We start from the raw sequence: 23,022 nt of genomic DNA, 5'->3' as shown, positions 1-23,022 counted from the left end.
AGGAGTAATCTTCCGGCTATCTCCTGGTACCCCAACATCGTCGGAAACTCGGAAGCCTTGCCATACTATAACCTACATTTTGAAGTGCGCCAAAAATCCGGCCCATAGCGAGAAGTGGTTGGTCACACTTTTCGGCGGCCTCATGGCCAGAAGCAGACTGTCGGCGATCCCCCCAAGATGAACATGGAGCGAATCCTCGGCATGGAAGCCAGTCCGACTAAGAACGGGCTTTTAACCTAATTAAGGGACTCCTTGTAACCTGATTAAGGTTACTTTTGGTGGCGTTGGGCGGCGTAGAAGCCGGGATTTTTCTAATTAAGGAATTTCGACATTTGTCGAAAACCAGCAGATAATGATAATTCGAATGCTGTTTTATCAGTGAGTTATGAATCCATTTAATATGGATAATATTCTATTTGGCCGAGAAAAAACCACTGATTAGTGATAAAAACAGCAAGTGAAATTTGAGAGTTTATCTCTTTAGCGTTTATGTCAACAATGGGGGGCAAACGGAATGTCTGCTTCCGGACAAAAGATGCAGAAAGCCGCCAGTTAATTCCACAGTTTCAAAGACGCCCCTAACAGATTTCGTCTCCACCCGAAGCCAGAAAAGCGCGGATCCAAAAAATCTGACAATCTGTTCATCGTAGTTTACTCACGAAATATCTAAGATGATCTGCAATAAAACTGGCTACAAAATAATAGCTGTGATCGTAATCAGGACGAAGATTCAGGATGAGTTCCTGCCCTGCATTCTGTGCGGCTTCCTGGAACAGTTCTGGTCTGAGCTGTTCTTTCAGAAACTGGTCCGCCAGACCCTGATCTATCAGAACAGGCAGTCTTTCCTTCGCTGTCCGCACAAGTTCAAGCGGGTCATAGGCTGCCCAACTGGCACGATCCGGACCCAGATAAGCACTGAATGCTTTTTCACCCCATGGTACCTGCGTTGGCGCCACAATGGGTGAAAAGGCTGACACAGAACGATAGCGGCCAGGATTACGCAGCGCGATCATGATGGCGCCAAATCCACCCATCGAATGTCCCGCAATGCCTCGCTGCTGCGTAACCGGAAAGCTCGCCTCAATCAGCGCAGGAAGTTCCGTGACGACGTAATCATACATCCGATAATGCGCAGCCCACGGCTCCTGCGTCGCATTGAGGTAAAATCCGGCACCCTGTCCAAGATCGTACGCATCGTCATCAGCCACACCCACGCCCCGTGGACTGGTATCCGACGCGACAATGGCGATGCCCAGTTCTGCGGCCACGCGTTGCGCGCCAGCCTTGCCAATGAAATTCTGCTCCGTACATGTCAGACCGGAGAGCCAGTAAAGAACGGGAACCTTTTCAGTTTTTGCCTGCGGCGGCAGGTAGATCGCGAAGTTTGCTTCCACACCCAACGACACGGACTTGTGTCGCCAGACTTCCTGCACACCCCCAAAAGAGGCGTGTGTTTCCTTGCGTTCCATGGCTCTCACTGCCTTTTGCGCATGTCAGTTACCGTCCGTGAAGGTATAACTGCAGATCTTGTTCCCTGCCGGATCCCGGAGATAGGCAGCGTAAGCGCCCGGTAAGTGGCTTCGCGGGCCGGGTGCGCCTTCATCGGTTCCCCCATTGGCAAGACCTGCGGCATGAAAAGCCTCCACTTCGGCGGGTGTCGCTGCTGCAAAACCGATGGTGACACCGTTGCTTGAGGGCGCTTCACCGTTGCCTGGACGTGCAATGATGAAGGCTGGCTTTTCGCGGCCATACAGAATCCACCCATGCCCGAACGGCCCCAGGTTTTTTATGCCCAGAGCCGCAAGCGCGGCGTCATAGAATTTCGCGGATACCGCAGTATCCACTGCCCCAAGAAAAACGTGAGAGAAAACACCGTCACCGGAAATAACTGCCATGATCGTTCTCCTGTAATTTCCAACCATTGGAAATGATGTTGCGCGGTGAGACGCAGACCTTAGAAATGAATGACGGAACGGATGGATTTTCCTTCATGCATCAGATCGAAGGCCGTATTGATGTCTTCGAGCGGCATGGTGTGGGTTACGAAAGGCGCAAGTTCGATATCGCCACGCATGGCATCTTCGACCATGCCGGGAAGCTGGCTGCGTCCCTTGACCCCACCGAAAGCCGAGCCGCGCCACGAACGCCCCGTCACAAGCTGGAAGGGACGGGTCGAAATTTCCTGACCGGCCCCTGCCACCCCGATGACGATCGACTGCCCCCACCCACGATGCGCGGCTTCTAACGCCGCGCGCATGACGTTGACGTTTCCGATACATTCAAATGTATGATCAATACCCCAGCCGGTCATTTCCACAAGAACCTGCTGAATCGGTTTGTCATAATCCTTGGGGTTGAGGAATTCCGTGGCGCCGAATGCTTTGGCAAGTTCAAACTTTTCCGGGTTGGTATCAATAGCGAAAATCCGGCCAGCCTTTGCCTGTCGCGCTCCCTGAATGACCGCCAGACCGATCCCGCCCAGACCGAAGACGGCAACCGTATCTCCCGGCTGCACCTTGGCCGTGTTGTGTACCGCACCAATCCCTGTGGTGACGCCACATCCCAACAGACAGACATGCCCTGGATTGGATGCGGGATTGATTTTTGCCAGAGAAACCTCGGCGACAACCGTGTATTCGCTGAACGTCGAACACCCCATGTAATGATGGATCGGCTGACCTTTGTAGGAGAAGCGTGTCGTGCCATCCGGCATCATACCTTTACCCTGTGTGGCGCGCACTGAAATGCAGAGATTGGTTTTTCCCGACTTACAGAACAGACATTCACCGCATTCCGCCGTGTAAAGCGGAATGACATGGTCGCCGGGGGCAACGCTGGTTACGCCTTCTCCGACCTCGATGACAATTCCCGCGCCTTCGTGACCCAAAACGGCTGGGAACAGTCCCTCGGGATCATCCCCTGACAGGGTAAACGCATCAGTGTGGCACACACCCGTATGCGTGATCTGCACGAGCACCTCACCAGCACGAGGAGGCGCTACATCGATCTCGACAATCTCAAGGGGCTTACCCGCCTCGAAAGCAACTGCGGCCCGTGATTTCATGATTTTTTCTCCAAATAACCTATCAGCCAGCATCGAGGGCATTACCGGAGATAGGATCGAACGAGTGACACCACATTCTCGATCGAACCACTGGCAGCATCACGATCACCGGCACACTCAACAAATTCTTCCCGCAGATGGCTTTCGAGGACACCGGCCATTAATCCGTTGATCGCTCCCCGGATAGCCGCCACCTGTTGCAGCACCGGACCGCAATCAGTTCCCTTCTCCAAAGCCTGTTCCAGCGCATCAAGTTGCCCGCGAATACGGCGCACGCGGGTCAGAACGCGCTTTTTCTCAGCTGGTGTGTGCGGCACGAACGCTTACTCCCGAATATACTACCCTTGAGTATCCTTGTCATACTATAGGGCAGTATGACAAGGATATAAGGGCGTGCTTGTCATATGATCCGATCACAATTCCGTATCGCTGAAATTTTCATCGCAACGTCCATGGGTTGCCCGTCTGTGTCTTGGGATCATTCAAGAGGTACAATTAGTGAGATCCAGACAATCTCTGCAACGAGGCTTTAAAGCGCTGATGTCCGCTATTTGGCAAACAACCTTGTGGTCCAAACGACCGACATGAGGCGATACCCGACCGTCTCCCTCCTACGAGACTGACTAGAAGACGTTGCGCTGCATTACTTTCCCTTATGATGGGAACGCATATGTCCGCTTTACGAAAAGACAAAGCCTTACCCTGTGTCCGAGAAGCAGGCGAATGCAGCGTAGTTGTTTTCGCGCCGTGTGACAGCATAGTATGGAGGACAGCCGCCATTATATTGGATGCAGGAGCAGTCTGATTGGAAAGCAGCGTTTCATTATACACCCGCCATGCTGCCTGTAGCACTGGCCGCTGGCATCCTCATGCTGGCTTCGATCCTATTGTCCGATGAGCAGTTTTTTGAAGAGCTTGTTTTCTGGGATCCTCTAGAATCCCAGATTCCGAATGAACCGCTCACGGCTGATAATTATGTGGTCTGGCTACACCCTAAGGTGAGGACATGGGGACGACAAATCGTCACGGCACCGTTTGGCCCGTAGCAGCTTGTGCTTCTTTATCATCAATCAGTGGATTTTTATCATTATCTTCTGCATTTTTATCGCGATTAAGTGGTTTTTTCGGCGACAAAAACGGCAGTCAGCGGCGGATTATCATTATCTTCTGGTTTTCGACAATCGATTGGTTTTTTGCCCGGTTTGGTTACGTCCGACAAGGGAACTTATCGGACATAAAAACGGGGGAGGGGGCCAAAAACGGAAAAAGACGTGTTTTCAAGTTACCTGCTATTTAGCTTGACTCGGAAAGTCTTGCCTTCACGTTTGTGAAGGCGTATTTTTAGCATGTCTGGCAAGGAGCAAAGAGTATGGCGTCCATCAATCTGAGGATCGACAGCGTCCTGAAGGATCAGGCCTATGCTCGTCTCGCGGAGCTCGGTGTGACACCGTCCGACCTGATCCGTCAGACGTTCGAATATGTGGTGGAAACTGGAAAACTGCCGGTGGCGCGGCGTGTCCTCTCCAGCGAGGATGCGGATCTGCTGCAGATCGTGCGCGAACGCCTGGCCGCACCGCAAGCGCCCGTGACGGTGACGCTGGAAGACCTGTGAGCCGCTATACACTCCAGTTTGACCCCCGCGCCCTGAAGGAGTGGCGCGGTCTTGATCGCACGATTCAGACGCAGTTCAAGAAAGTTCTCGCCAAACGGCTGGAAATGCCCCGGATCGAAGCCTCCCGCCTGTCAGGACCGCTGAGCGATTGCTACAAAATCAAGCTCAGGGCCAGTGGCTACAGGCTGGTCTATCAGGTGATCGACAGCCGGATCGTCGTCCTGGTTCTGGCGATCGGGGAGCGCGACAAATCCAAAGCTTACGAACAGGCCGGGAAAAGGCTCTGACATGCGTGGGGAACGTCTTGCAGCCCGTCCAGAAGACGTCGTGCCCGCACTGACCCGCACGGCTTTGGCTTTTGGTGCCCTGGACCAACAGCTGAGGCGCCATCCTCTGCGCGAGGCTGTGCTGTTTCGGGTGCGGCTGGAAGCGGCCCGACAGTGCGCGGCCATGGATGGTTTCCTGATCGACCCCTGGCAGCTGGCCGCGAGCCTTGAAGGGCTGCGACCGCGTATCCGCGGTCATGACGCCTATGAGCGTGGTAGCGAAGTTGATGCCCTGCGCTATGCCTTCGAGCAGTATCAGTGGCTTGCCAGGGCGACGACTTCGCAAGAAGAGCGGATCACTCAGGCGCTCGCTGTCGCCGCAGGGCCTATAAGCCGCATGGGCGTTCTGTGGGGCAGCGCTCTGGCCTTTCGGGAGTGGATCGAGGCCGGTGATGCCCGTGCCCCCTTCCGTGGAGCTCTGGTGCGTCTGTGGCAGAAGGAAGGAGTTTTTAGCGGCCTGTATCCTGTAACCGGAGCAGCGGCATTTCGTTCCGGCACGTCCTGGGATGAGCGGCGCTGGCTCCGGGCATGGCTGAGGGCATTGGAGCAGGAAGCGGCCGGGATCAGGGATATGGTCCACACGCTGGAACGGGCCTGGCGCGATGCGCGTGCGCAGGCCGGCAATCAGCGGCGCAATTCCAAAGCAGCCCTGGCCATAGACATCATTGCCGCCCATCCGGTGATTTCAGCTACGACCCTGGCCGCCCGGCTGTCCGTATCCGTGCAGGCCGCCTGTGTCCTGCTGGAGCGGTTTGTGGAGCGTGGACTGGTCATCGATGTCACGCACCGCTCCGCGCGGCGTCTCTTTGCCCTGAAGGATCTCGTGCCTCTCCGGGAAGCCGTCAGGCAACCGAAAAAACCCGTTCCGGGGCGTAAGCGGGGGCGGCCTCGTTTGGGAGAGGAGGCTGATCCTGATGGTCAGAGTGTTGCTGTACCAGAGAAGATGTTTCCGCCGATGCCGCGATGGAAGCCTGACTACACGGCGTTAGAAACGGCGATAGCATTTGCAGATGGTCTCATCCTGAGCACTGGGAAGGCGTCAAAGATCAGCGTTGATGCGCGGCGTGAGTCTTCCTCAACCGGGTAGGCATCATGCAATGATTGCAGCAGCTTATGGAGAAGTCCGAGTATTCACCACAAGTGCCAGATTAGCCCACCAATTATAAAAGCTCCTACTATCAAATGATTATGCTTTGCCCAAATGGTCTTCGTAGCAAACCAGACAGGATGGTCAAACGCATGAGTTATCTCTGAATATAAATTTTCAATTTGTCTTTGGTGCGCTCTTTGATCGAGCTGTGTCTTCGCCAAACATTCTTCCTGCTCATCCAAGAACTCGTCCAGCCTCATGACGCAGAGGTTGTTCGGCAATTGGGTCCATGGTGTCAGGGAGCGGGCTTGCATCGGCCGAGCAATACCTTCGGCGTGAGTATTGTCCTTGTAATCGAACCTGATTCCGAACTGCTCGTAAAATCGGTTGCGGCGCAATTTATTCTCGCCGCGTCCCTGATGGGCAAAAAGTTTGATCTGATTGATTTCGGCATCTGGCCAATGGGTCGCCCATTCAACAATTTTATTCATAATGAACGATCCGACTCTATTCCCTTGGAGGCTGTCCGGCTCCAGAAAGACAGCTCCCTGGAAAGGGCTGGATCCTGTAAGGCATATCCTGCCACCCTCTCCGCAACTTCGGACGTAGCATGCCGGGAATTCGTATGTCTGTTTTCTTCCTCCCGATAAGGCCGCTTCGATAACGCGGTAGCAGATGCGTAAGTGAGCTTCCTCAACTTCCCCGTCGGCACCATATTTTTGGGTTTCGTTAAGGTTTATCAGAAGCTTTGTGACTACTCTCCCAGATGGATCGAGCCGCGAGCGCACAATGAGAATATATGATTCCATGTCTGTAAACTACGTACTAACGGGCTGGTGGGAAAGATAATAACAGCTAATTTGGTCGTTTGCTTATCAGTCATCGTTAGCTCCATTCAAACTGTGTGTGGCCGCTTTGATGATTCCGCGGCGTCCACGTCGCAATAAACGAGTTCAGCGCGCTAAAATGTGACGCGAGCGCGAACAAGGTGATGTCGAGCACCACGCCCGCGAGCCAGGTCCCCATTGTTAGACTGCCTTTCCCGGTCGGCTGCACGTCATTATCCAGCCTTCCTCTGAAAGAGGGGTACTGTTTCAGATATAAGCAGGAAGTACCCCCGTTGACCCGAAAAGTGCACACAACACAATGTTGATTGTCGTGGTTTTCTCCACAAAAGGGGAGCGGTAATCAAACCTCGGTCGTGTGATTGTTAGGAATTTGTAGTTACTCCTATCGTGAGGAAATTTGATCCAGCATGAATTGGTTCGGGATTTTTGCCATAAATCCAATAAACGCCCGTCTTTCACTCCCAGCCAATGGGCCAGTTTCTTTACAGTCGCAGGATATGAACCAGATTAAAGTTGAGGCGCTCTAGTTCAATTATGTCTATGGACTCATGGCCAATAAACTGCGGCTTTGACAAGAATTTTGAGATTACCCCTCATTGTAAATTGTTTCTGAAAGGTAGTGATTTGTTTGATCCTGAGGTTTACCCATCCGGATGGACAGTGAATTTTAAGAAATTTTATTAGGTCTTTGTATGATTTTGATTCCGCGGCATTATCAACATCAAATGTCACCTCACCCTCTCGTGTCATTGCTGCATCATTATAGCCTACAACAGCTGTAATGCTTGAGAAGGTGCGAATTTCTACCTCCCCAGGAAGTTGCAAACCGTCTATCGACATTTGAAACCCTGAAAGCGGAAGGCGTTTCCGTTTTATAGGGTATTCCCAATGGCTACCATCGTGAAAATAGATAACCAAGGTTTCAGGATCTTTTTCAGATTCTGTGCGAAGAGCGGATTCGAACTCATCTTGTGTCATTTTTCATTACCCATTCGTACTATTTATACACACTATTTTCTCGGCTTCATGATAGCTCGTCAGTCATGCTCTATCTCCTTTTGGGTGCCGCTGCTGATAGCGTGGGCCGCACTGATCGCTGTGTCCGCTTCGACCTGCATTTCGGGAGGCCAAAACTCGTCTTGCAAGAGCCGTCTGGTCCTCTTTCTATAGTGGCATGCTTCGTCTAAAATTGGCCGCAGAGCTTCTTTAGGCGGTCGTTTTGATGTCAGCGTTCATGTTAAAATTCGCTCTGTCGGTTAGCTGTGAAGCAGCCGCGTCTTTTCGCCCCGTTTTTTCAGCAGTGAGACTGCCTTTTTGTCGAAGGAAACGAACGTTTCTCCGCCCAGCCAGGCGCCTTCGTGTGCGATGATGCCATCGGCAAAGTCGCCGCCGGCTTCGAAAAACGCGAGGCCGGCTTCGACCGCCGGGCGGTTCATGACCACATTGCTGGTCTCAAGGAGCGCACGGATTGTCGCGGCCACGTCTTCTTTTGGCAGCTTGGCTCCCTGCCGGAGTATCCACACCAGTTCACACAGGGAAGGCAAGGAGACCGCGATCAAAGATGCGTCGGTGAGAGCCTTTCTGGCCGCCTGGCACTGTGCGGCGTCGTCTTGGAGGACGGCGCGCGCGAGAACATTCGTGTCGGCGATAATTTTCATTGCTCGGCCAGTTTTCCTGCCCAACCGGCCGCCGTGATCTCGTTCATCTCCTCGATCGTCAGCGGCGTCTTCGCAGTCATCTTGCCGTCCAAAGCATGCAAAAATTTGTCGATGCTACCAACGGTCCGGGCAGCGCGAACTCTGACCTCACCGCCAGGCATCTTCTCAAAGGCGACGCGATCGCCAGGCCGAATACCGAGGTGGTCAAGCAGCTCTCTCTTGAGGGTTACTTGACCTTTTGCGGTAACAGTTAATGAAGCTGACGCCACGGGCACCTCCTATTGCAACGCCACCAATGTAAGGCATATTTACCTTACATTCAACGAAAATTAATCGCCCTCATGGTCGTATCGTTGTCAGATATTTGTGATGTTTTTTCTTTTCTTGTACAATTATTCACTTCACGGTAACTTCCCGCAAGAGCATCCACACTGGAGCTTTACCCCCCTCAATCCGACAAGAAAAAGTGGTGTCCGCTGCTGTTTGAACGATGTTGACCTCGTTCTCTCGTGACAGTCGTGAGCCTTCCGGTCCCGAGATAATGATCCCCCCGTATCGGTTGTCTGCCTCCTGAGGATGAACACAGTTTGCATCGGAATACGCCTCGTCAAGCAGCCTGTGGAAATAATCTTGTCTGTGGGTGCTGATGCAAAATTTTTGCTTCATTTCAAAGCTCCATGATCGTTTCGTGTTGGGATCGTAAACCCAAAGATCACAGCGCCCCCACCTATGAGGCCGTCCCCGGCCCGGCCCACGTTTAGTGGTGATATACTCGTTTAGCGCCAATAAGCCCGCACGACTTGCCGAAGAGGCGAGCAGACCACAACTGGTTGTCTCATTGTACATTAACGGGTCGTCATCCATATGTGAAATGAACTCGTCGCGCAGAACGGGGATAAGACCGAACCATTTTTTCCATACTGACGCCTCGATCCGCCGCTGATCTGATTTTAGCCATTCGACACGATGCGGAGCATGCACGGCTACCACCTTCTTCTGAGTGCCTTTAGTGGGAATGTCTGGTTAAATTCGAACCAATTTATAGAGCAGGCTTAATTATCGTCTGGTTGTCAGTCATGGCTCTACCCCGTCACGTCATTCGTAAGGTTATTCTTGCAAGAATAAGTATTGATAATCAGTTTGTCACCAAATAAGATTAAAATAAATGCGGAAATTAAAATAATTAATATTCCTGTTAAAGAATTATTCTTATCGCTAATATGGTTTATGTATAATCCAATTTCTCCAATGCTATAGATCGTACTAATTCCTCCAATTTCAACTACTCTTTTTCCAATCCAGTTCCCAAAAACATTCCGTTTTCCTAACAACCAAATAGGTAGCGGATCAATAAAATAAGCGAAAAAAAGGTATAGAAAAAAATTATGTGAAAAGGTGTGGGTTACCAAGGGAATAGGAAATTTGTTCAATAATTCTTCTATAATTGGCGCGCCCAGATTCAATTTAAAGTAAAAAATAATAAAAACTATTAGGCCCATTAGGTAACTTTTGATGAACCAGCTTTTACAATATTTTGACCGGGGGTAAAAAAAAGAATAAATTAATCTGCGCACTGAAGCTGATTTCCACTTATTTGTGACAGTATTGGTCGTTGTATGTTTGTCAGTCATTGGCGCTATTCTTTCGCATATTCCTAGCTCTCCGATAGATGGCTTGCCGGGTCACCCCATAATCTACTGCGACCTGTATAAAATCATCAATCTATCTTGATGTGGTTCATGCCGTAAATATCTGCAAGATGTTTGGCCTGTTGGAATTGGCTCCAATAATGACGACACCGATATAACAAGTGAGGCCGTTTCATAAGTAACATTCTAACCCCAGATTGGAAGACATCGTTATACCCGATGTATATTTATCTTTTGATCTGACCTTTAAAGTCTCATGATCAAGTAGCTTAAACGTCTCAACAAACGGAAAGCGCCCCAAAAGGAAATTTTGGATGACTACTATCATGACGCAATCGTTAAAATGCTCAAACGATCTGATGAAAACCTTTCATCCCCTCCATATGTTTCCTTCGTTCAAAATGGGCATTACGATGAATTCGATGCTTGGCGCCGAAGGCGTAACGTCATGCCAAGCGAGAAGAAAATGTATGATTACGAAATTACCAAGCGTACCGGACTAATGTATCGAGATATGGCTACTGACGGGCAGAAATGGCCGAAAAACATTATCAAAAGTAAGCTTATTATTCACAGAAAATCCATATATGTGCTATAAAATTGCGGTGGTTCTGCCTGCGGAATCTTTAATTAGAAATTATGCATTGAAGGTAAGTTTATGAAAAATACTACCCTGGCTGGATGCCTGACTGCTCTTCTGGCTCTGTCAGCCTGTGCTTCAAGCGGGAATGAATCCATCAAGAACGAAACTGGCGCGACAGTCGACCAGAAAATTCAGGATGGCGTTACAACCAAAGATCAGGTTCGTGCTCTATTTGGTGACCCAATGGATACCAGCTTTACCGATAGTGGTCATGAAGTTTGGAAATATGCGTTCACCAAATCTAAAGAGGACGGGACAAATTTCATCCCTTACTATGGCATGTTCTCCTCTGGCTCCCACGGAACTGAGAAACAGCTTTCCATAATCTTTAATGGGAATAAGGTCTGGCATCATTCCCTGTCGAATTCCGCAGTGAAATCGCACGGCGGCCTCGGTAGCTGATTTCAGGACTATAAAATCCAGCCTGATGACATCAGGCTGGTTCCCACTGTCGAAATATAACTGCGAGTTGAAGGTGATTGCAGTCGGAACTGTGAAATGAGCGTAGATAATCCTGTTCAGGTCGGTGCGGGTCTGTCTACTCCAGTCCGCCGCCTCGGTCGTGAAAAACTGGCGGAGCGGACGGTTGAAACAGTCCTTCAGCTCACCCCGGACACCGAGACTGTCGCCGTAACACTCCATGGCGCTGGACTACGTTTTTCCCGCAAAGCCGAGACTGTCAGGCGGGAAGCTACCCGTACTGTCCGAACCGAAGCAAAAGGGTTCGATTTTTCGATATTCGCAGATTTAGACGAACTCCAGGAACAGGCGCGGCTTTCCCTGCAGGAAGCGGTCGATACTTTTCTGCACCTGCTGGCACAGGCAGAGGATGAGCGGTTTCAGATTGAGCAGATCACGCAAAATACAACCGTGGAGCAAAGACTGAATGATCCAGCTTTCCGTGCCAGACGGGAAGCGGCGGGCAGGGTTTTATACCAAGTCTGGCATGGGGGGCACTGGATAACAGGCGCATGGGAGGCTTTTGGCAAGGTGTTCGATGCCTACCGTAAAGCCAACCCTGCACGTCCGGCCGCTCTTGCCAGCAACGACACGGGACATGCCCGTCAGGATTTGGTCGCGCGCAAGATCGTTTCTCTCGATGCATGGAAGTCGGCCGATCGGTGAGACAGTCATAAGGGTGTCAGACAGGACTGTTAATCGGGTTCTGGCGTAAGCCCGCTACGGGACGGCCGTTGCGCCTGAGCTGACAAGTGCTCGTGCCGCTGATCTATTGTGGCCGACCGACCGTGATCGGGCAGGGCACCTGGTGGGGACCAGGACGCTTCAAAGGCAATAAATCGCCCCGGTGCAAGATCCTTGCCATGCTGGGGAAGGTCTCTGGTCCAGCCAACGTATAGGCCATCACTAGACGCGAACAGAAACTCCTGTCCACTTTTCCCGATCAGCTGACCTTCGTAAGCCTGCCCGGGTGCTGTTGTTGCGATGAACCGCTCCTGCCAGTCAACCGGACTTCCCTTTTTACGGGCGTTCTCCAAAAACGTGATGGCCCTTTGCAAGGCAGTGCGTCTTACTGGTTCAATGGCGTCAGAAAGCATGTGGACTACCGATGCGGTGTTACCCAGTTCGTCTGCGATCGACACCGCAATCATGCGTTCACGTGAAATCATCGAAAAGGACAGATCATGCCCGGCATCCCGTGCAATTTTGCGCCAGAAGAGTGTCTGTGTACGGCCATTCCCTTCCCGGAAGGGATGAATATGATTCAGGGTTACGAAATGCGGCGTCAGCCGCTCGACAAAGAGAGCTGGGGGAAGATTTTTCAGATTGTCCTGAGCGGCAAGCCGTTCGAAAAGCTGCCCCAGTTCCAGCGCCAGCCGTGAGGGAGGCGAGAAGGTCGTGGCGTCGTCACTCTGGGCAAATGCCTGTTTCGAGAGATTGACCTGCCTGAATTCGCCCGCCCACTCATACACATCCTGATAAAGATGCCGATGAATGGCCTTGAGAAGCTCAACGCCCTGCTTGTCGGGATAACCAGTTCGGCGAATTTCAGCTTCACGAGAAATAGCATAATCGGCTTCGACTTCAGCAAGGAGTTGTGGGTTGCCAACGATACCAAGCTTGTTGGTTAACGTCGCTCCATCGGACTGAAGGTAGAGATCAGCCACCTATGGCTACGCTGCTTTGGTGGCTTTTTTATAGCGCGGGTCAGCGTGCAACCTTGCCAGAATGCGACGGCGAACTTCGTCTGTGGTTATTTCACCCCGCGCATACGCTTCCATATCAGCCTCAGTTTTCGGAGAAGCTGGTTGTCCTTCTCGTGCAGCGCTGGCCAGAGCATCCTGAACGTCCTGCTGCCGGCGCATGATGTCTTCATGAGTGAGCGTCATGATCGAGAGTTCCCCTGATTACAGAACGCAATTTACCACATCTGCCTCACTCTGTCACCGATATTGCTGCCCGTGCAGACACCTAAAGCACCCGCATCGAGTCACTCAGGGCATGCTGTATCAGTTTCCCCGGCAGATCAGACGGATAGCGACATCGGGCCTCGCGCGGACCGGAATTTCCTTGCGTTCCTTTTTTGTTCTGTTGTAGCCATTAGGGGTAAAGGAGCGACCCCATGCACCAGAACAAGACTGATACGCTGGATCTTCTGCGCGAGAAAATCCGCCGGATGGAAGCCCCCCAGCCCACGTTGGCCGACCGGCTACCAACCGGGTTTACAGCCATCGACACGCATCTGGACGGCGGCCTTGCACAAGGCTGCGTGCATGAAGTGTTCAGCGCCGGACGCGATAGTGCTTTCTCTTCCCGCTCAGCAGCCTTCGTCGCTCATGTGCTGGCCCGCACCACTGGGCCGGTGATCTGGGCCAGTGAGGATTACCCTGACCTGTCCGCACCGGGCATCCGTCAGTCCGGCCTTAATCCCGGTCGCCTGCTCTGCGTCACCACCCGCAAGGGTGGTCTGGAAGCTTTGTGCGAGGACGTGCTGAACGAACGCGGGGTCTGTGCCCTGGTCGCGGATATCCGTACACCGCTTACGCTCACCCAGTCCCGCCGCCTCGTGCTGGCTGCCAGTCGAAGCCATGTCAGTGGCTTCCTGCTCTGTCGCACGGCAGGGGCTCAGAATGACCCGCCAGCCAGCGCCAGCATGACCCGCTGGCGGATCGGGGGCAGCCCCTCAACACTACGCACCGATCTCCCCTCTCTTTCTCCGGTTGCCGGCGCAGAGCGCTGGGCTGTCGAACTGCTGCGTCATCGCGGTGGACCTGGCGGCACCTGGATCATTACCCCGACACGCCATGACCCGACGTATTCTCTCCCTGTGGCTGCCCCTCTGGCCGATCGAGCGACACCAGAAACAGCAGCCATCCCCTTCACGCAGCGGACTGGTGCTCTACGCGCCTGAGCGTGGCCGGCTTCTGGTGACAGCAGCCGATCCCATAGCCCTACGACTGGGGATCTGCCACGGGATGCCATTGGCACAGGCCAGGGCCATGCACCCAGAGCTGCACGTGGCGCAGGCCGAACCTGCGACCGATCAGGCCGCACTGAAGGCGCTCACACTGTGGTGCCAGTGGCTGTCGCCCCTCACAGCCACCGATGGCGCCGATGGCGTGTGGGTGGAGACCACTGGCTGTGATCATCTTTTTGGAGGTGAGGACCAGATGGCTGAACACCTGCTGACCCGTCTTGCAAAGGCCGGTTATTCGGCCCGGATCGCGATCGCAGATACAGCGGCCATGGCGGCGGCTGTCGCCCGCAGCAGCCACCGGTCCATCACTCTCATTCCCCCGAGGGGGCAGGAGAGTGTCCTGCGCGAACTACCTCTGGCCAGCCTGCGACTTGAACCTGAGACACTGGCGACCCTGCGCCGTCTGGGCCTGGTGCGTGTCGGCCAGCTGCTGGATATGCCTCGCGCGCCTCTGGCACGCCGCTTTGGGCAGGCCCTACCCGACCGGCTTGATCAGGCGATGGGACGCCTACCTGAACCCCTTTCCTTCAGGACAGCACCACAGGCTTTCCGTGCTTCCGGCACACTGGTTGAACCAATCAGCACGGCCCCAGCCATTGCCCGCGCTCTGGAAAACCTCGTGGCGGAATTGGCAGGCACCCTGAGCCGGCGGGGGCACGGCGCACGCCAACTGCAGGTGCAGTGCATGCGGGTCGATGGCACACTCCAGAGCCTTCAGATTGGACTGTCGAACGCCAGCGCCGATCCTGTCCGGCTGAACCGGCTTCTGGCCGAGCGGATCGAAACCATCGAACCGGGCTTCGGGATTGAAGCCTTTACCCTCAGTGCGACAGAAACAGCCCCACTGGACGCCCCGACCAACCGGGACTGGCTGACACCCGCCACCGATCCCGCAGGCCTGCCTGCCCTCCTTGAGCGTCTTGGGGGACGGGTCGGGATTCAAAGCCTCTCGCGCCTGCACGATGGAGCCAGCCAGTTTCCTGAATGCGAACAGGCTTATAAGGGGTGTGAGCGCGTGCAGGGTATGGCGGAACACTTCTCAGTCGGTCCTCATGGGCCACGACCTGCCCGATTGCTGCCGACCCCCGCTCCCCTTACCGTTACGGAGCTCTGGCCTGACGGTGCGCCCAAAGCCTTCCGCTGGAGGCGTGCCACGCACACCATTCGCGGGTTGATCGGCCCAGAGCGGGTGTGGAGCGACTGGTGGCATGACCCCCAGAGTGCTTGCGCGCGCGATTACTGGGTAGCCGAGACGGCAGAGGGCGAACGCTTCTGGTTGTTCGTCGCTCATGATGGCACGGGTCCGGCTAAAGGGCGGGCCGTATGGTTCCTGCATGGGCTTTTCTGATGCAGCGCCCGCCAGACCTTCCCGGCCTGCGTCCGGCCCGTACAGACGACATCGCCGATGCCCTCATGCACGCGCTATGTCATGATGGCCGCCGCCGGGTGCATGATGCGGACGAGCTGATGGCCCGGCTGGTTGCTGAGCGGTTGGTCGCCCATCTCGAACGCTGTGGCTTCATCCTGTGCCGTGCGCAGGATACAGGCAGCCACACAGCTTCAGCCCATCCGCACCCGACCGAGGCCCGCTGTGAGTGAGGCAGGCTATGTCGAGTTGCAGGTGGCGACCTGTTTCTCGTTCCTGCGCGGGGCCAGCCATCCCGGTGAACTGATGCAGCAGGCCAGAGCGCTGGGCTACACGACACTGGGTATCACCGATTACAATTCGGTGGCCGGGCTGGTGCGTGCCCATGACGCGGCGACTGAGCACGGTATCCGCCTCATTCCGGGGACACGGCTGGAGCTGGAAGAGGGCGTGAGCCTACTCGCCTATCCACGGGATCGGGAGGGTTGGGCTTCGCTGTGTCGGCTGTTGACGCTGGGTGCGCGCCGTGGCCCGCATGATGCGTTCCAGCTCCGCTGGCAGGATCTGACGCGCGAAGCTCGTAATCTGATTCTGATTCTGCTCGCCACGGATAACCAGCGCCTGCCGGGTGACATGGAACGGCTGGCAGAACTGGCCCGACAGAAAGAAGACGGCCCGGCCTATGTAGCACTTACACGCCGTTTCGAGGGGCATGAGAGCGAACGATTGGCGTGGATTGCGCGGCTCTGTGTCCAAAATGGCGTGCTCCCCGTCGTCACGGGAGATGTGCTGTGGCATGCCCCGTCCCGCCAGACCCTTCATGATGTGATGACAGCTATTCGTTGCCACCGCACTCTCGAAACACTGGGAGCGGAACGCACCCGGCATCTCTCCCGCCACCTGCGCGGCCCGAGCGAGATCCGTGCCCTGTTCCCCGGCTATGAGGACGCTCTGGTGCGCAGTCAGGAGATTGCCGCCGCTTGTCGTTTCTCGCTGGAGGATCTGCGCTACCAGTATCCTGATGAGACTGACGGAAGCGGTGAGACACCGCAGGCCGTTCTAACCCGCCTCGTCAGGGCCGGCGTGCCTTATCGCTATCCAACCGGCACACCTCTCGATGTCCGTCAGCAGCTCGATCACGAACTGGCCCTGATCGAACGTCTTGGCTATGCGCCGTATTTCCTGACGGTAAATACCATTGTCGCCTATGCCCGCTCCCGCGGCATCTTATGCCAGGGCCGCGGTTCGGCCGCCAATTCTGCCGTGTGTTACGTGCTGGGGATCACGGCCATTGATCCCGTCCGCTCAGGCCTCCTGTTCGAACGCTTTGTCTCCGAAGAGCGGCAGGAGCCACCTGACATCGATGTGGATTTCGAAGCCGACCGGCGCGAGGAAGTCATCCAGTGGATCTATCGGCGCTATGGTCGCTCCCATGCGGCCCTGTGCGCCACTCTGATGCGTTTCCAGCCTAAAGGGGCGCTGCGGGAAGTCGGCAGGGCATTCGGTCTGCCAGAGGACCTTCTGGGCCAGATGTCGAAACATCTGGCCAGTGTCCTGCACGACGAGGCCCTGCTTGCCGAACGGCTGGCACAGATCGGCCTGTCTGCTGGCGACAGGCGACTTGGCATGGTCCTGCAACTTGCCCGTCTACTGGTGGGCTTTCCGCGCCAGTATGGCACCCATCCCGGCGGGTTCGTGCTGACCGCTGACCGGCTCGACGAACTGGTGCCCGTGCGCCCCGCCGCCATGGCGGAACGCCAGACCCTGGTCTGGGACAAGGATGACATCGACCGGATGCGGATGATGAAGGTCGATGTGCTGGGCCTTGGCATGCTCGGCTGTCTGCGGCGCTGTTTTGACCTCATCCAGTCAGGCTACCACCGCACGCTCGACATGACGGCAATCCCGCCCGAGGACCGCGCGACCTACCAGATGATTGCCCGGGCGGACACGCTGGGGACGTTCCAGATCGAGAGCCGCGCGCAGATGGCCATGCTGCCGCGCACAAAGCCCGCCACCTTCTACGATCTGGTTGTGCAGGTCGCCATCGTGCGCCCTGGTCCCATTACTGGCGACATGGTCCATCCCTATCTGCGGCGCCGGGCGGGAGAAGAAGCTCCGGACTGCCCCAGCCCCGCCCTACAGCGTATTCTGGGCAAGACACTCGGCATTCCGCTGTTTCAGGAGCAGGCCATGCAGGTTGCGGTGCATTGTGCGGGCTTTACGGGTGGGGAAGCAGACCAGCTCCGGCGCTCCATGGGGACATTCCGCTCCACGGGTGGTGTCCACCATATGAAGGCCCGTTTGCTGGGCGGCATGATTGCCAATGGATATGATCCAGCTTTCGCTGCGCGCATTTGGACACAGTTGGAAGGCTTCGGAGCGTATGGTTTCCCCGAAAGCCATGCGGCGAGTTTCGCGCTGATTGCCTACGCCTCGGCCTGGCTGAAATGCCATTATCCCGATGTGTTCTGTGCTGCCCTGCTCAACAGCCAGCCCATGGGGTTTTATGCCCCGGCCCAGATTGTACGCGACGCGCGCGAGCACGGGGTGGAAGTCCGGCCGGTCTGCATCAATGCCTCACGCTGGGACTGCACGTTGGAAACAGGACGCAATGGAACGCGGCAGGCTGTGCGTCTGGGTTTCCGACTGGTGTCGGGCCTATCGTGTGACGCCATAGCTCGGCTGACCCTCGCCCGCGGGGCGGGGTATGACAGTCTGGACGATGTCTGGCGCCGCTCGGATGTACCGCTATCTTTGCTGGAAAAGCTCGCCGAAGCGGATGCCTTTCGCGCACTGGGGGCCGACAGGCGACAGGCCTTGTGGACGCTCAAGGGTTTTGGCGCAGCCCCGCTACCTCTTTTTGAAGCGGCCGACCGGGGGCGGAATGCACCGACCCCCGAAATCTGGGAGCCTGACCCGCAATTACCCGAAGTCTCGGCAGGCAACGCCGTGGTGGAAGATTACCATACGACAGGACTGAGCCTGCGTGCCCATCCGCTCAGCTTCCTGCGCGACACCCTCGCCCGTCAGGAGATTATCCCCATTGCGGATCTGGCGCAGGTCCGTGATGGTGCTTACGTGCGGGTGGCTGGTCTGGTGCTGATGCGCCAGCGGCCCTCTACCGCGAACGGGGTCATGTTCATGACGATTGAAGATGAAACCGGCACGGCCAATCTGGTTTTGTGGAAAGATCGCGTGACAGCGCAACGGGCCATTATTGTTGGATCGGGCTTCATCGCGGCTTACGCGCGCCTCCAGCGCGAAGGTGATGTGACCCATCTGGTCGTGCGCTTTGTCGAGGATCTCCAGCCAATGCTCTCCCGCCTTAGCAACGGAAGTGGGCGCGATATTGCGATCAGTTCACGGGATTTTCGCTAAAACCTCAGTCGGGACGTTTACGTTTTCGGTTGGATTTGGGTAGTACACCTTTCAGCATAGGAGCCTGATTCGGGTCCTTCTTGCGCCGGACAGGCATTTTGCGTCCGTGCTTCCGTTTGTACTCATTAGCCGCGCATTTCTCAGAATAGGCTTTGGGGACCATAGGATAATCCGGTGGCAGTCCCCATTTTTCCCGGTATTCGTCGGGTGTCATATTGTATATCCGCCTGAGATGGCTCTTCAGAAGCTTCATGTGCCGACCATCTTCAAGACAGACAATATAATTATGGAAAACGGATTCTTCGATTGGCACGGCCGGAATTTCCGGTTCTGGTTCCTCCACCGGGATGTGTGCTTCTTCCAGCGACCTATAAACAAGCTTGATCAGCGCGGGGAGTTTTTTCAAATCCATCGGGTTCCCGGCAAGAAAGCCCTTAACGATGGTGGCTGTCATCCGTTTGAGATCGTCAGGTGTTGGTCGGTCGGTAATGGACATAAGTCGAAATATTCCCTGAACATCTGGCGCGAAGCGCGTAAGCAGAAGGCAGGGTCTGTGGCAGGATTCCATGGTTTTTGAAAGGCACCCTGTCAGGGTCGTCTCGGGAAAATACTGCCGCCAGTCACCACTACTGGAGGAATGGTGTACCAGACGGTGCTTGCGCCGCATAGAAAAGCGCAAGACACGCCCATGACAGTAGTGTGAGTCCTAGCCAGATTCTTCTGTTGGACACAAGAAAACCGAGGACACAGCACGACACCAGACCCGCGATCACGAGTGCAATCTGGAACTGTATCAGCTCATACGGGTTGTAAAAAATGTCCATCGGTTCAAGGCCAAACAGCAAAGGGATTGAGGTGATGGTTTGGCATGTCAGAGACTTTCATGGTCAGGGTCGCCGCCAAATTCTTCAATGGCAGCAGACAGCATGCGGTCTGCCCACTTTCCCAGTAGGGCAGAAAGATGCTCGCAGTCGTTTGCGAGATCGACTGGATCGCAGTTCATGGAGCTCCAAAGGGCGCGCTTAAGCCAGTAAGAGGTGCTCGGGTCGTTGAGGACAGTTGCGATGTCCCTGTTTTCCGGGCAGTTGGTTAGTGCGATCACAGTGTCCGGTATACCTTCTGGCAGACCAGCCACATCCAGGTCGCTCGTTGCCCTTTGAGATGTTGACGCCCATTCCTCCAGTCGAGTAGCCAGATCATCTGCACGTCTGGCCAAAGCCAACATTTCTGGAAACCAATAAAGATCGCTGTCTACGGCCGCATGGATTGCGTCTGTGTTGTCAACGAATGTGCTTGATGTCATTGAGGGGGAGAGCGGCAAACTTATCTCACGCCCGGTGACCGGACGGACCAGAAACTATCTGCTTTACCTGCGCTGGGAGTTGCTGCCGGGAAAAGATGAGCCTGATCGACAGGTCGGTGTTGTCACCAAGTTGAAGATCAACTGTTTCTGCATGATCGGGAGACAATATTACCGTACGGCGTGATTCACGACTGACCGTTGTTGGACATTGTGCGTCATTGCAGTCTGGCATATCTACCAATTTGATGTCCGATACCATGACATCAATTTTCACGCCGTCATTGGGAAGGCGTGTAGCAGTGCTGATGCCAAGGATACCTGTCTCGATCGTGCCGGGCACGAGGTCAATATGGGTCAGACCCGTTTTCTTGTCTTTCGTGTGAATTGCTTTGGAAAGGTAGGTAATGTTTTCGCCTTTATGGAGAAAAACTAATTTCTCGCCGTCTATTTTCATATAACCATGGAACTCTAAAACCTCAGTGCGGGGAAGCACTATGGATGCTCCATCCACCTCTTTATTTGTTAGACCCAGAAGCTGCATCCCCTGGGCCGTCATGGTGATCACGTCTTTGCCGTTCAGGGACTGTTCTGAAATATGACCGTCTGTAGACCGGATATTGCTGGTGTCTGTCGCATGAGCGATGCGCTGATAAGAGTGGATATTTTCCGCGCAAACCGTCGAACTGACAAAGCAGGCCAGCAGACCAAGAGCCGGCATTGTCCTGCGCCCCCATAACCGCACGTTCAACGCCCGGGTATTTCGACCATCAGGTGCCATATATGTGCCTGCGGGTTTGCGAACCATGAGGTAAATCCTTTCTGTTGAGCCGAACCATCCGGCTCCTTCCCTCATTGTATCCGCACCCGTTGTGACGCTGTTTTCACCCGGCCTGTCGCACGTTCTGGGATTTGCGACATATCCTGTGCCAGCGTGTCCTTCAGGGCGTAAAGACTGCGGTCGAGGTGGAGTGTTCCACGCACCCCGCGTTCGACCAGGGCCTGGAAATACGCATCGGGGTGACGGATCTGTTCGCCCTGATCCTTGCGTGTCGCCATGACGATGACCGCCACAGCAGCTTCAAACCGCCCCAGAGCGATGCAGCCGGTTTTCCACGACTGGTAGCCAATGCCGATCCGGCCGGAAAGCAGTTCAGCGGCGTCTGTCAGCTGGGCACGGTCGGGCGAGGCTGAGCCACACAGATCCCGCAAGGCTGGACACACCGTCAGAAAGAACGTGCTGGTGCCCGGGAAGCCCCGCAGAATGGATGCTTCCAGCCCCTCGGATGGTTCACGCTGAGACACCTGCCCTGCACGCCGCATTGTCTCAATGCGATTGCGCCCCTCGGGCGCTACTACAACAACCTCTTTAGGTTTTTTGTTATTTCTTTCTGTATAGTGGGTGCCAGATTGAGCATCCATGGGTGCCATTTCAGGGTTACACCGGACAGAAACTGGCGGCCTGTCGACACGGTTTTCCGCAGGCTTTTCCACAGGTTTCACACGCGCCCAGAGCGCTTTCATGATGTCGTGATAGCTGACCAGCGTATCAATCAGGTCCGTGCCGCGACGGAGCCGCATGATCCGTGCGGCTTCCAGGGCGGTTGCCTCATCGCCCCGCAGCTCGGCCGCCACGCGCACCTGCTCGTTCAGATCGGCAATGGCTTCACGCAGAAACGCTACTTCCGCGCGCTGTCGTCTGCCAATCTCGAGCTGCGCCTGCAGGTCCGGCCACCGATAGCGCAGGGACGCCAGACTGAATCCAACCTGCGACATGCCTTCCTGCCCCTGCCAGCGCCGTCCTCGCTGTCCGTTCCGGCCGTCACAGGGCACGATCATCCCGGCCTCGGCCAGCTCTCTGACCGCCCGCCTCAAAGCCGTAAGCGACAACCCCGTCCAGGACATCAGTGTCGCGTTATGGGCGTAGATAAAAGGGGTTGAGAGCATTTCCCAGCTCTCCGGCCGGGTTTTCTCGATCATCCGTTCCAGCAGCCCACGTGCGCTGCGCGTCAATGGAAAGGAGCGGGGCAAAGCCCTGATCGCATTCAGGACGGCGTATTTATCCGGATAGTCCGGTGGAAGGCCGAGCAGTTCATCACGCGCCTTGAGCATGGCGGGCGTGAGGGTGCGTTTTCCCCGTCTGCGGATCGGGCAGAGGTCATCAGTGTGTGTCTGGGGCACAGCTCAAAAGTTCCAGTGCTATGGGTCATGACAGACCTCTCGGCACAGGCATCTGGACAAACCTTCCCCGTTCGCAATTTGCTTGCGTTTCGAGCGGAAGCTGGCTATAGGGAAAGGGCAATTACTTTCCCCTATAGCTTATGGTTCGTTACAGGTGCCCTGGCTTTTCCGGTTTGCCGACCGGGAGAGGCAGGGTTTTCCTTTTTGTGGCTACGTCATTGGTGGGCCTCGAATGGGGTGGCACGGACTCGCAATCAGCCGCGTGTCCGGTCTGCCGCTCAACCTGCCCGTGTACATGTTTTCAGACAAGATCAAAAAGTGAAAAAACCACGTGTAAGACACTGTTTTTTCACTGAATTTGTGTCCAAAATTGCGCAACTTTTCCGCTTTTGTTCTCATCCCGTGACCGTTTCGGATGCACCGCTGCCCATGCGGGTCGAGACGGTTGAGAGGTATTGTCCCACTGTC

26 protein-coding genes are annotated in these 23,022 nt (G+C 55.1%); 11 read left to right on the top strand and 15 right to left on the bottom strand.

The genetic code is table 11. From position 1 onward, the window contains the following. Positions 1-641 precede the first annotated feature (641 nt). The 4 genes from fghA to frmR are packed head-to-tail and all read right to left on the bottom strand — an operon-like array spanning position 642 to position 3,381. Positions 642-1,469: an S-formylglutathione hydrolase gene (gene fghA / locus GOB83_RS12540; protein ID WP_003618986.1), complete on the bottom strand. Its 828-nt coding sequence runs from the start codon at positions 1,467-1,469 to the stop codon at positions 642-644. A 24-nt stretch (positions 1,470-1,493) separates the two neighbouring features. Beyond that, complete coding sequence (locus GOB83_RS12535) at positions 1,494-1,895, bottom strand: VOC family protein (protein WP_003618982.1); 402 nt, start codon at positions 1,893-1,895, stop codon at positions 1,494-1,496. 59 nt (positions 1,896-1,954) lie between these two features. Further along, a complete protein-coding gene (locus GOB83_RS12530; RefSeq protein WP_165926314.1) occupies positions 1,955-3,064 on the bottom strand; it encodes an S-(hydroxymethyl)glutathione dehydrogenase/class III alcohol dehydrogenase in 1,110 nt (369 codons plus the stop codon). A 41-nt stretch (positions 3,065-3,105) separates the two neighbouring features. Next, the gene (frmR, locus tag GOB83_RS12525) at positions 3,106-3,381 is read right to left on the bottom strand and encodes a formaldehyde-responsive transcriptional repressor FrmR (protein ID WP_025829448.1); all 276 of its coding nucleotides are present in this window, start codon (positions 3,379-3,381) and stop codon (positions 3,106-3,108) included. 689 nt (positions 3,382-4,070) lie between these two features. On the opposite strand from frmR, the gene GOB83_RS12520 reads away from it, so the two are divergent. The 4 genes from GOB83_RS12520 to GOB83_RS12505 all read left to right on the top strand — a co-directional run bounded on the left by GOB83_RS12520 (position 4,071) and on the right by GOB83_RS12505 (position 6,089). Then, positions 4,071-4,361 carry a hypothetical protein gene (locus GOB83_RS12520; protein ID WP_165926313.1) on the top strand — a complete coding sequence of 97 codons (291 nt, stop codon included), beginning with the start codon at positions 4,071-4,073 and terminating at the stop codon, positions 4,359-4,361. A gap of 72 nt (positions 4,362-4,433) precedes the next feature. Next, positions 4,434-4,676, top strand: coding sequence for a type II toxin-antitoxin system RelB/DinJ family antitoxin (locus GOB83_RS12515; protein ID WP_165926312.1), 243 nt, complete (start codon positions 4,434-4,436; stop codon positions 4,674-4,676). Further along, entirely contained in the window at positions 4,673-4,963 is a 291-nt protein-coding gene (locus tag GOB83_RS12510; RefSeq protein WP_165926311.1) for a type II toxin-antitoxin system mRNA interferase toxin, RelE/StbE family, read from the top strand. The genes GOB83_RS12515 and GOB83_RS12510 overlap by 4 nt, the downstream gene beginning before the upstream one ends. A gap of 1 nt (position 4,964) precedes the next feature. Then, entirely contained in the window at positions 4,965-6,089 is a 1,125-nt protein-coding gene (locus GOB83_RS12505) for a hypothetical protein (RefSeq protein WP_165926310.1), read from the top strand. A 44-nt stretch (positions 6,090-6,133) separates the two neighbouring features. Here the strand turns inward: GOB83_RS12505 and GOB83_RS12500 are convergent, their stop codons facing one another. From GOB83_RS12500 to GOB83_RS12475, 5 genes are all read right to left on the bottom strand, one after another. Further along, complete coding sequence (locus GOB83_RS12500; RefSeq protein WP_165926309.1) at positions 6,134-6,583, bottom strand: hypothetical protein; 450 nt, start codon at positions 6,581-6,583, stop codon at positions 6,134-6,136. A gap of 903 nt (positions 6,584-7,486) precedes the next feature. Then, positions 7,487-7,918: a hypothetical protein gene (locus tag GOB83_RS12495; RefSeq protein ID WP_165926308.1), complete on the bottom strand. Its 432-nt coding sequence runs from the start codon at positions 7,916-7,918 to the stop codon at positions 7,487-7,489. 278 nt (positions 7,919-8,196) lie between these two features. Beyond that, the gene (locus GOB83_RS12490) at positions 8,197-8,598 is read right to left on the bottom strand and encodes a type II toxin-antitoxin system VapC family toxin (RefSeq protein ID WP_165926307.1); all 402 of its coding nucleotides are present in this window, start codon (positions 8,596-8,598) and stop codon (positions 8,197-8,199) included. After that, positions 8,595-8,867, bottom strand: a complete 273-nt coding sequence (locus GOB83_RS12485; protein WP_165926306.1) for an AbrB/MazE/SpoVT family DNA-binding domain-containing protein — start codon at positions 8,865-8,867, stop codon at positions 8,595-8,597. The genes GOB83_RS12490 and GOB83_RS12485 overlap by 4 nt, the downstream gene beginning before the upstream one ends. Positions 8,868-9,680: 813 nt before the next feature. Then, positions 9,681-10,229, bottom strand: a complete 549-nt coding sequence (locus GOB83_RS12475; protein ID WP_165926304.1) for a hypothetical protein — start codon at positions 10,227-10,229, stop codon at positions 9,681-9,683. 328 nt (positions 10,230-10,557) lie between these two features. Between GOB83_RS12475 and GOB83_RS14835 the strand changes: the two genes are divergently transcribed. The 3 genes from GOB83_RS14835 to GOB83_RS12465 all read left to right on the top strand — a co-directional run bounded on the left by GOB83_RS14835 (position 10,558) and on the right by GOB83_RS12465 (position 12,015). Further along, a complete protein-coding gene (locus tag GOB83_RS14835; RefSeq protein ID WP_206752417.1) occupies positions 10,558-10,845 on the top strand; it encodes a hypothetical protein in 288 nt (95 codons plus the stop codon). 60 nt (positions 10,846-10,905) lie between these two features. Continuing rightward, positions 10,906-11,292, top strand: coding sequence for an outer membrane protein assembly factor BamE domain-containing protein (bamE, locus tag GOB83_RS12470; RefSeq protein ID WP_165926303.1), 387 nt, complete (start codon positions 10,906-10,908; stop codon positions 11,290-11,292). A gap of 96 nt (positions 11,293-11,388) precedes the next feature. After that, complete coding sequence (locus GOB83_RS12465) at positions 11,389-12,015, top strand: hypothetical protein (protein ID WP_165926302.1); 627 nt, start codon at positions 11,389-11,391, stop codon at positions 12,013-12,015. A gap of 29 nt (positions 12,016-12,044) precedes the next feature. Here GOB83_RS12465 and GOB83_RS12460 read toward each other — a convergent pair whose 3' ends face one another. Together GOB83_RS12460 and GOB83_RS12455 are read right to left on the bottom strand one after the other, a co-directional pair. Next, positions 12,045-13,016 (bottom strand): Fic family protein, encoded by a 972-nt coding sequence (locus tag GOB83_RS12460; RefSeq protein WP_165926301.1) that lies wholly within the window; start codon positions 13,014-13,016, stop codon positions 12,045-12,047. 6 nt (positions 13,017-13,022) lie between these two features. After that, positions 13,023-13,238, bottom strand: coding sequence for an antitoxin VbhA family protein (locus tag GOB83_RS12455; protein WP_095350041.1), 216 nt, complete (start codon positions 13,236-13,238; stop codon positions 13,023-13,025). A gap of 233 nt (positions 13,239-13,471) precedes the next feature. Here GOB83_RS12455 and GOB83_RS12450 point away from each other — a divergent pair, with 233 nt between their 5' ends. The 4 genes from GOB83_RS12450 to GOB83_RS12435 are packed head-to-tail and all read left to right on the top strand — an operon-like array spanning position 13,472 to position 19,073. After that, complete coding sequence (locus tag GOB83_RS12450) at positions 13,472-14,260, top strand: ImuA family protein (protein WP_165926300.1); 789 nt, start codon at positions 13,472-13,474, stop codon at positions 14,258-14,260. After that, a complete protein-coding gene (locus tag GOB83_RS12445) occupies positions 14,244-15,674 on the top strand; it encodes a DUF6504 family protein (RefSeq protein WP_165926299.1) in 1,431 nt (476 codons plus the stop codon). The genes GOB83_RS12450 and GOB83_RS12445 overlap by 17 nt, the downstream gene beginning before the upstream one ends. After that, positions 15,650-15,925, top strand: a complete 276-nt coding sequence (locus GOB83_RS12440; protein ID WP_165926298.1) for a GNAT family N-acetyltransferase — start codon at positions 15,650-15,652, stop codon at positions 15,923-15,925. Before GOB83_RS12445 ends, GOB83_RS12440 begins: the two co-directional genes overlap by 25 nt. Next, positions 15,918-19,073 (top strand): error-prone DNA polymerase, encoded by a 3,156-nt coding sequence (locus GOB83_RS12435; protein WP_165926297.1) that lies wholly within the window; start codon positions 15,918-15,920, stop codon positions 19,071-19,073. The genes GOB83_RS12440 and GOB83_RS12435 overlap by 8 nt, the downstream gene beginning before the upstream one ends. Before the next feature lie 4 nt (positions 19,074-19,077). Here GOB83_RS12435 and GOB83_RS12430 read toward each other — a convergent pair whose 3' ends face one another. The 4 genes from GOB83_RS12430 to repC form a co-directional block, all read right to left on the bottom strand. Further along, positions 19,078-19,569: a MucR family transcriptional regulator gene (locus tag GOB83_RS12430; protein ID WP_198912011.1), complete on the bottom strand. Its 492-nt coding sequence runs from the start codon at positions 19,567-19,569 to the stop codon at positions 19,078-19,080. 375 nt (positions 19,570-19,944) lie between these two features. Then, positions 19,945-20,376: a hypothetical protein gene (locus GOB83_RS14800; protein WP_198912010.1), complete on the bottom strand. Its 432-nt coding sequence runs from the start codon at positions 20,374-20,376 to the stop codon at positions 19,945-19,947. 25 nt (positions 20,377-20,401) lie between these two features. Beyond that, complete coding sequence (locus tag GOB83_RS12420; protein ID WP_165926296.1) at positions 20,402-21,181, bottom strand: hypothetical protein; 780 nt, start codon at positions 21,179-21,181, stop codon at positions 20,402-20,404. 44 nt (positions 21,182-21,225) lie between these two features. After that, a complete protein-coding gene (repC, locus tag GOB83_RS15195; protein WP_165926295.1) occupies positions 21,226-22,554 on the bottom strand; it encodes a replication initiation protein RepC in 1,329 nt (442 codons plus the stop codon). Between the last annotated feature and the right edge of the window lie 468 nt (positions 22,555-23,022).

Source organism: Acetobacter fabarum, from assembly GCF_011516925.1.
In the GTDB taxonomy this organism is placed as follows: domain Bacteria; phylum Pseudomonadota; class Alphaproteobacteria; order Acetobacterales; family Acetobacteraceae; genus Acetobacter; species Acetobacter fabarum.
The sequence above is the reverse complement of the archived record's forward strand: the minus strand, read 5'-3'. Positions and strand labels throughout refer to the sequence as shown.